1 protein-coding gene is annotated in these 279 nt (G+C 64.5%); it reads left to right on the forward strand.

Going from position 1 to position 279, the window contains the following annotated elements; translation table 11 throughout:
- Positions 1-234 (forward strand): CoA transferase (locus tag EN808_RS36065; RefSeq protein ID WP_245525217.1); only part of this gene is annotated, 234 nt, incomplete at its 5' end.
- Positions 235-279: the final 45 nt, after the last annotated feature.

Genomic DNA, 279 nt, shown 5'->3' on the forward strand with positions numbered 1-279 from the left:
CTTTCGGCACTTGGCTGGCCTGTCTCCAACTATCTGACGGCAGGGGTCGATCCCAAGCCGATGGGCAATGAGAATATGACCGCGGCTCCCTCCGGCGCATTCCGCACCGGCGACGGGCTCATCAACATCGCCGCCAACAAGCAGGAGCAGTTCGTGACGCTGTGCCGGCTGATCGGACGGCCGGAACTGGCATCGGACCCACGCTTGCCAGAGCGTCCTCGATCTCGACCTTGAGCGCCGCGCGGTTCTTCTTGCGCGTCTCGCGCTCGGCAAAGCGTG

The organism is Mesorhizobium sp. M8A.F.Ca.ET.165.01.1.1 (genome assembly GCF_004792065.1).
Lineage (GTDB): Bacteria > Pseudomonadota > Alphaproteobacteria > Rhizobiales > Rhizobiaceae > Mesorhizobium.